This window comes from Mesorhizobium sp. M2A.F.Ca.ET.037.01.1.1 (assembly GCF_003998075.1).
Lineage (GTDB): Bacteria > Pseudomonadota > Alphaproteobacteria > Rhizobiales > Rhizobiaceae > Mesorhizobium.
In genome coordinates, this window is the sequence record NZ_RZSA01000236.1 from 1 (window position 1) to 7,578 (window position 7,578).

Annotated in this window: 6 protein-coding genes; 2 read left to right on the forward strand and 4 right to left on the reverse strand. The window is 65.9% G+C overall.

The genetic code is table 11. From position 1 onward, the window contains the following. Window positions 1-2: 2 nt before the first annotated feature. Genes hutU through hutI form a run of 4 tightly spaced genes read right to left on the reverse strand, consistent with a single transcriptional unit; the run spans window position 3 to window position 5,331 of the window. Window positions 3-1,673: a urocanate hydratase gene (hutU, locus tag EOA27_RS14115; RefSeq protein WP_126083835.1), complete on the reverse strand. Its 1,671-nt coding sequence runs from the start codon at window positions 1,671-1,673 to the stop codon at window positions 3-5. 28 nt (window positions 1,674-1,701) lie between these two features. Then, window positions 1,702-2,517, reverse strand: a complete 816-nt coding sequence (hutG, locus tag EOA27_RS14120) for an N-formylglutamate deformylase (RefSeq protein WP_126083085.1) — start codon at window positions 2,515-2,517, stop codon at window positions 1,702-1,704. 52 nt (window positions 2,518-2,569) lie between these two features. Then, the gene (hutH, locus tag EOA27_RS14125) at window positions 2,570-4,105 is read right to left on the reverse strand and encodes a histidine ammonia-lyase (RefSeq protein WP_126083086.1); all 1,536 of its coding nucleotides are present in this window, start codon (window positions 4,103-4,105) and stop codon (window positions 2,570-2,572) included. After that, entirely contained in the window at window positions 4,102-5,331 is a 1,230-nt protein-coding gene (gene hutI / locus EOA27_RS14130) for an imidazolonepropionase (RefSeq protein ID WP_189343156.1), read from the reverse strand. Before hutI ends, hutH begins: the two co-directional genes overlap by 4 nt. A 96-nt stretch (window positions 5,332-5,427) precedes the next feature. Here hutI and EOA27_RS14135 point away from each other — a divergent pair, with 96 nt between their 5' ends. Next, a complete protein-coding gene (locus EOA27_RS14135) occupies window positions 5,428-6,783 on the forward strand; it encodes a formimidoylglutamate deiminase (protein ID WP_126083088.1) in 1,356 nt (451 codons plus the stop codon). Window positions 6,784-6,796: 13 nt separating this feature from the next. After that, window positions 6,797-7,543 (forward strand): histidine utilization repressor, encoded by a 747-nt coding sequence (gene hutC / locus EOA27_RS14140; protein ID WP_126083089.1) that lies wholly within the window; start codon window positions 6,797-6,799, stop codon window positions 7,541-7,543. Window positions 7,544-7,578 lie beyond the last annotated feature (35 nt).

The window sequence follows — 7,578 nt, forward strand, 5'->3', positions numbered from 1 at the left end:
GCTCAGCCCAATATGCCCGGCAGGTTGAGCTGGTGCTCCTTGGCGCACTCAATGGCGATGTCGTAGCCGGCATCGGCATGGCGCATGACGCCGGTCGCCGGGTCGTTCCACAAAACGCGCTCCAGGCGCTTGGCGGCTTCTGCCGTACCGTCGGCCACGATCACCATGCCGGCATGCTGCGAGAAGCCCATGCCGACGCCGCCGCCGTGATGGAGCGACACCCAGGTGGCGCCGGAGGCGGTGTTGAGCAGCGCATTGAGCAGCGGCCAGTCGGAAATGGCGTCGGAGCCGTCCTTCATCGCTTCGGTCTCGCGATTCGGCGAGGCGACCGAACCGGAATCGAGATGATCACGGCCGATGACGACGGGAGCCTTCAGCTCGCCCTTGGCGACCATCTCGTTGAAGGCGAGGCCGAGCCGATGGCGGTCGCCGAGGCCGACCCAGCAGATGCGCGCCGGCAGGCCCTGAAACGAGATGCGCTCGCGCGCCATGTCGAGCCAGTTATGCAGATGCGTGTTGCCGGGAGTGAGCTCGCGCACCTTGGCATCGGTCTTGTAGATGTCCTCCGGATCGCCCGAGAGCGCTGCCCAGCGGAATGGACCGATGCCGCGGCAGAACAGCGGGCGGATATAGGCCGGCACGAAGCCCGGGAAGGCGAAGGCGTTCTCAAAACCTTCATCCTTGGCGACCTGGCGGATGTTGTTGCCGTAGTCGAGCGTCGGCACGCCGGCGTTCCAGAACGCCACCATCGCCTCGACATGCTCGCGCATCGATGCGCGAGCAGCCTTTTCGACGGCTTTCGGATCAGAGGTGCGCTTCTCGCGCCATTCGGCCATGGTCCAGCCCTTGGGCAGATAGCCGTTGATCGGGTCATGCGCCGAGGTCTGGTCGGTGAGGATGTCGGGGCGGATGCCGCGCCTAAACATTTCGGGCACGATCTCGGCGGCGTTGCCGAGCAGGCCGACGGACTTCGCCTCGCCGGCCTTGGTCCAGCGATCGATCATTTCCATCGCTTCATCCAGCGTCTCGGCCTTCTCGTCGAGATAGCGGGTGCGCAGGCGAAAATCGATCGAGTCAGGGTTGCACTCGATGGCGAGGCAGGAGGCACCGGCCATGACGGCGGCCAGAGGCTGGGCGCCGCCCATGCCGCCGAGGCCGCCGGTCAGGATCCACTTGCCCTTGAGGTCGCCGTTGTAATGCTGGCGGCCGGCCTCGACGAAGGTCTCGTAGGTGCCCTGCACGATGCCCTGCGTGCCGATATAGATCCAGGAGCCGGCCGTCATCTGGCCGTACATCATTAGGCCCTTCCTATCTAGCTCGTTGAACTTCTCCCAGTTCGCCCAGTGCGGCACGATGTTGGAGTTGGCAATGAGCACGCGCGGGGCATTGGAATGGGTCTTGAAGACGCCGACCGGCTTGCCGGACTGAACCAGCAGCGTCTCGTCCTCGCCCAGCATCTTCAGCGAAGCGACAATGCGGTCGAAATCGTTCCAGGTGCGCGCCGCCCGGCCGATGCCGCCATAGACGACCAGCTCGTTGGGGTTCTCGGCGACCTCCGGGTCGAGATTGTTCATCAGCATGCGCAGCGGCGCCTCGGTCGTCCAATAGCGGGCGTTGAGCTTGTCGCCGCGGGGCGCACGCACTTCGCGAATGTTGTGGCGCGGATCGTTCATCATTGTCCCTTTCGAGTAAGGCGGCGCGTCAGCGCCCAGCCCATTCAATGGCGGTTTCGAGAATGGTTTTCAGCGTGGCGCGGATCGGCGCGGCATAGCTTGGGTCGTAAGGCACCGGCCAGTTTTCCGGCGAACCCTTTTCGGCCGGCTCGCGCATATAGCCGCGGTTGGAGAGCTCCATCTGAAGCGCGTGGACGCCGTTCTCGGGCCGGCCGAAGCTTCTGGTGATCCAGCCGCCCTTGAAACGGCCGTTCACCACCCAGCTCTCGCCGGTCGCGGCAAGGATCTCGCTGACCTTTTGCTGCAGCGACGGATCGGTGCTCCTGCCGTCATTGGTGCCGAGGTTGAAGACCGGCAGCGTGCCTTCGAACAGGCGCGGCAGCACCGAGCGGATCGAATGGCAGTCATAGAGCACGATGTTCTCATGCATGCCGCGCAGCCGGTCGATCTCGGCCTGCAGGGCGGCATGATACGGCACGAAATAGGTCTCGCGGCGCTGGTCGATCTCGGACGGCGTCGGTTCGTCGCCCATATTGTAGAGCGGATCGCCGTCGAACGTGTCCGTCGGGCAGAGCGTCGTCGTCGGCTGTCCGGGATAGAGCGAAACGCCGGAAGGATCACGGTTGACGTCGATGACCGTGCGCGAGATGGCGGTGTGCACGACGGTCGCGCCAAGGTCGGCGGCAAAATCATAGAGCTTGTCGATCCACCAGTCGCAGTCGCGCCGGCCGAGCCAGGTTGAGACCAGGCGGGAGTCCAGGCCTGCAAGATCGATGCCTGTGTGCGGGATCGAGACCAGCAGAGGCGCAGTGCCTTGGGTGACGGTAAGCCAGGGAGGGGTCATGCGAGACCTCCGTGCGTTGGCGCTCTACGGCGCCGTGTCGTCGTTAGCATTCTCACGACGCAATCCCCGGCAGCTTCACAGCACCGGCCGCCTTCACCGCGGCGCCGCTGCGCACCATGGCGATTGCCTTTTCCATGTCGGGATGGAAATGCCGGTCATTGTCGAGATACGGCACCTCGGCGCGGACCAGCCTGCGCACCGCTTCCAGTGCCTCGCTCGAAGCAAGCGGCGCTTGGAAATCGCAGCCTTGCGCCGCGGCCAGCAATTCGATGCCGATGACGGCGGTCGCATTCTCGATCATGCCGAGCAGCCGGCGCGCGCCGTGCGCGGCCATCGAGACATGGTCTTCCTGGTTGGCCGAGGTTGGGATCGAATCGACGCTCGCCGGATAGGCCTTCTGCTTGTTTTCCGAAACAAGCGCTGCCGCCGTCACCTGCGGAATCATGAAACCGGAATTGAGCCCCGGCTTGGGCGTGAGAAAGGCCGGCATGCCCGACAGCGCCGGATCGACCAGCATGGCGATGCGCCGCTCCGACAGCGAGCCGATCTCGCAGACCGCCAGCGCGATCATGTCGGCGGCGAAGGCCACCGGCTCGGCATGGAAATTGCCGCCGGAGAGCGCGGTGTCGTCCTCGGCGAAGATCAGCGGGTTGTCGGTGACGCCATTGGCCTCGGTCTCGAGCGTGTCGGCGGCCTTGCGCAGCACATCGAGCGCGGCGCCCATCACCTGCGGCTGACAGCGCAGGCAGTACGGATCCTGCACGCGCTCGTCGTCGACGCGATGCGATTCACGGATGGCACTGCCGGCCATCAGATTGCGCAAGGCATCCGCCGTTTCGATCTGACCGCGATGTTTTCTCAACAGATGAATGCGCGGATCGAAGGGGGCGTCGGAGCCCTTGGCTGCGTCCGTCGATAGCGCGCCGGCAACCAGCGCCGACTGGTAGAGCACCTCGGCCTCGAACAGGCCGGCCAGCGCAAAAGCGGTCGAGAACTGCGTGCCGTTGAGCAGCGCCAGGCCTTCCTTGGCGCCGAGCGTCACCGGCTCCAGCCCATGCGAGACGAAGGCGACCTTGGCCGGGAAGCGCCCATGCGGGGTAAAGCATTCGCCGACGCCGATCATGACGGCGGTCATGTGCGAGAGCGGCGCGAGGTCGCCGGAAGCGCCGACCGAGCCCTTCGCCGGCACGACCGGAATGACGTCGTTGGCGAGCATCCCTTGAAGCAGGTCGATGGTCTCGGCGCGCACGCCGGAGGCACCCTGGGCAAGGCTGGCGAGCTTCAGCGCCATCATCAGCCGCACCACGGCGACCGGCATCGGCTCGCCGACGCCGGCGGCATGCGAGAGCACGATGTTGCGCTGGAGCGTTTCGAGATCGCTTTCTGGAATGCGGACGCTGGCAAGCTTGCCGAAGCCGGTGTTGATGCCATAGACCGGCTCGCCTTTGGCGAGGATGCGAGCCACCGCCTCGGCGCTGGCCTTGATCCTTGGCCGGCAGGCGTCGTCCAGCTTCGGCACGGCGCCGCGATAGATGGCGCGCCAGTCGGCAAGCGTCGCGCTGCCGGGCGTCAGGGTCAGTTCGGTCATTGTCCTCTCCAGATGCGGGCATGGAGCGGATTGAAGCCCATGCGATAGACGAGTTCGGCCGGGCGCTCGATGTCCCAGATGGCGAGGTCGGCCGATTTGCCGGCTTCCAGCGTGCCGGTCTTGTCGAGGAGCCCCAGCGCACGCGCGGCCTCACGGGTGACGCCGGCGAGGCATTCGTCGACGGTCATGCCGAAGAGCGTCGCGGCCATGTTCATGGTGAGCAGCAGCGAGGTGAGCGGCGAGGTGCCGGGATTGCTATCGGTGGCGACAGCCATCTTCACGCCGTGGCCGCGGAAGAGATCGACCGGCGGCTTCTTGGTTTCGCGGATGAAGTAGTAGGCGCCGGGCAGGATCGTGGCCACGGTGCCGGCCCTGGCCATCGCGGCGGCGCCCTGTTCGTCCGTGTATTCAAGATGGTCGGCCGACAGCGCGCCATAGCGCGCGGCAAGGGCCGCGCCATGCAGGTTGGAAAGCTGGTCGGCGTGCAGCTTCACCGGCAGGCCGAGGGCCTTGGCCTTGTCGAAGACACGGGCCATCTGCTCCGGCGAGAAGGCGATGCCTTCGCAAAAACCATCGACGGCGTCGGCGAGCTTTTCGGCGGCGACCTGCGGCAGTATGGTGTCGGCGACGAGATCGATGAACGCGTCCTTGTCGCCCTTGGCTTCCGGCGGCAGCGCATGGGCCGCGAGACAAGTGGTGCGGATCGTGACCGGGCGCTCGTCTGCCAGACGGCGGGCGGCGCGCAGCGACTTCTTCTCGTTGTCGGCATCGAGGCCGTAGCCGGACTTGATCTCGACGGTGGTGACGCCTTCGGCCATCAGCGCATCGAGGCGCGGCAGAGTCTGGGCGACGAGTTCGTTCTCGCTGGCGGCGCGTAGCGACTTGACCGAGGAAACGATGCCGCCGCCAGCGCGAGCCACTTCTTCATAGGTGGCGCCGGCCAGCCGCATCTCGAATTCATTGGCGCGGTTGCCGGCATAGACGAGGTGCGTGTGGCAATCGATCAGGCCAGGCGTGATCCAACGCCCCACGCAATCAACGGTCTCGGCGCCCTGCCCGGCCGCAGCCGGCATATCGGCCTCGGGACCGGCATAAACAATGAGGCCGTCGCGCGCGACGACCGCGCCTTTCTCGACGATACCGAGACCGGCCGCGCCATCGGCCATGGTCACCAGGCGCGCATTGCGCCAGACCCGATGGCCGCTCTTCCCGCTTGCTCCACCCATCATCTTTTCCGTTTGCTTGGATGGCGATTATGTATATACATATTGAACGCAACGCAAGCGATAATGTCGCCTGGGCATTCAGATTCGGAGAGGAACGTGACGGCAATCTTTGCGGAACGGGCGCTGCTGCCCGGCGGTTGGCAGGGCAATGTCAGGATCGCTTTCGAGGGCGGCCGCATCTCCACGGTCGAGATCGGCGCTGTCGCGCGAGCGGGCGAGGAGCGCCATGCCATCGTCCTGCCTGGCATGCCCAACCTGCACAGCCACGCCTTCCAGCGCGGCATGGCGGGGCTGGCTGAGCTGCGCGGCCCTTCGGCCGACAGTTTCTGGAGCTGGCGCGAGGTCATGTATCGCTTCGCGCTGTCGATGACGCCGGACCAGGTCGAGGCGGTGGCGGCGCAGCTCTATGTCGAAATGCTGGAGGCCGGCTTTTCCCGCGTCGGCGAGTTCCACTACCTGCATCACGACCGCGACGGACAGCCCTACGCCAACGTCGCCGAGATGGCGGAGCGGATCGCGGCGGCAGCCGGAAAGAGCGGCATCGGTCTGACACTCCTACCGGTCTTCTATGCTCATTCCGCCTTCGGCGGCGCCGCTCCTAATGAAGGCCAGCGGCGATTCATCAATGATGTCGAACGTTTCGGACGTCTGCTTGAGAAAGCCCGCGAGGCTGTTCGTCCGCTTGAGCAGGCCGTTGTCGGCGTCGCGCCGCACAGTTTGCGGGCCGCAACTCCGGACGAGCTCAATTCAGTCGCGGCCATGTCACCGAACAGTCCGATCCACATCCATGTCGCCGAGCAGGTGAAGGAGGTCGAGGACTGCGTCGCCTGGTCGGGCAAGCGTCCGGTCGAGTTCCTCCTCGCCAACGCTAAAGTGGACGCGCGCTGGTGCCTGATCCATGCCACGCATATGACCGAGGCCGAAACCATCGCCATGGCCCGGACTGGGTCGATCGCCGGGCTCTGCCCGATCACCGAGGCCAATCTGGGCGACGGCACTTTCGCGGCGCCGCTTTTCGTTGAGCATGGCGGCCGTTTCGGTGTCGGCTCCGATTCCAACGTGCTGATCGGGCTGCCGGACGAGCTGATGCAGCTCGAATATTCGCAGCGCCTCGCCCATCGCGCCCGCAATGTGCTGGCGCGTCCCGGCGGTTCCAACGGGCGCGCCCTGTTCGATGCGGCGCTTGACGGCGGCAGCCAGGCGCTGGGCGCCGGCCCGTCGCAGATTGCCGCCGGCGGCGCTGCCGATCTCGTCTCGCTCGATGCCGGCCACCCTTCGCTGGCCGGCAAAACGGGCGATGCGATCCTCGACGCCTGGATCTTCGCCAATGGCAGCAAGGTCGATTGCGTCTGGGTGCATGGCAGAAAGCAGGTCAGCGGCGGCAGGCATGTCAAGCGCGACGCCGTTGCCAAGCGGTTCCGCGAAGTCATGACCGCATTGTCGCAAGGCTGAACAGGACCGTCCGATGAGCCTGGTCGAGACAGACGATGTCGATGGCGGCGAGATCCTATCGCTGCATCAGCGCATCCTCTCCGACATCCGTGAAAAGATCCTCTCGGGCGCCTGGGCGCCCGGGCATCGCATCCCCTTCGAGCACGAGCTGACGGCTCAATATAATTGCTCGCGCATGACGGTGAACAAGGCGCTGTCGCAGCTTGCCAAGGCCGGGCTGATCGAGCGCCGGCGCCGGTCCGGGAGTTTCGTGCGCCAGCCGCAGTCGCAAGCGGCGGTGCTGGAACTGCACGACATCAGGATCGAGGTCGAGGCGCTCGGCCTGCCCTATCGCTACGAGCGACTGGAACGCGTCAAGCGGCGCAGCAGTGCCGATGACCGCGCGCTGCTCGGGCTTGCCGCGCCAGGGCCGGTGCTGGCGCTGGAAGGCCTGCATTTTGCCGGCGAACGGCCGTTCGCGCTGGAGCAGCGGCTGATCAATCTTTCGGCCGTACCCGAGGCCAGCGAGGAGGAATTCCTCGACATCGCGCCGGGCCCCTGGCTGATCGGCCGCGTGCCGTGGAGCGAGGCCGAGCACCGCATTCGCGCCATGGCCGCTGATGAGAATATCGCCGACGCGCTCGACATCGACGCGAGCGCGCCCTGCCTGGTGGTCGAGCGCCGCACCTGGAGCGCTGAGCACCCGGTGACCCATGTACGCTTCATCTATCCGGCGGAGAGCCATACGCTGGTGGCGAGGTTCACGCCGTCGCAGGGATAGCGCCTGCGCTCCCTTCTCCCCTTGCGGGAGAAGGT

What these genes read in the sequence shown, in the direction of transcription:
- hutH (WP_126083086.1), bottom strand. Translation starts at nt 4,105, where the DNA reads ATGACCGAACTGACCCTGACGCCCGGCAGCGCGACGCTTGCCGACTGG.
- hutU (WP_126083835.1), bottom strand. Translation starts at nt 1,673, where the DNA reads ATGAACGATCCGCGCCACAACATTCGCGAAGTGCGTGCGCCCCGCGGC.
- hutG (WP_126083085.1), bottom strand. Translation starts at nt 2,517, where the DNA reads ATGACCCCTCCCTGGCTTACCGTCACCCAAGGCACTGCGCCTCTGCTG.
- hutI (WP_189343156.1), bottom strand. Translation starts at nt 5,331, where the DNA reads ATGGGTGGAGCAAGCGGGAAGAGCGGCCATCGGGTCTGGCGCAATGCG.
- hutC (WP_126083089.1), top strand. Translation starts at nt 6,797, where the DNA reads ATGAGCCTGGTCGAGACAGACGATGTCGATGGCGGCGAGATCCTATCG.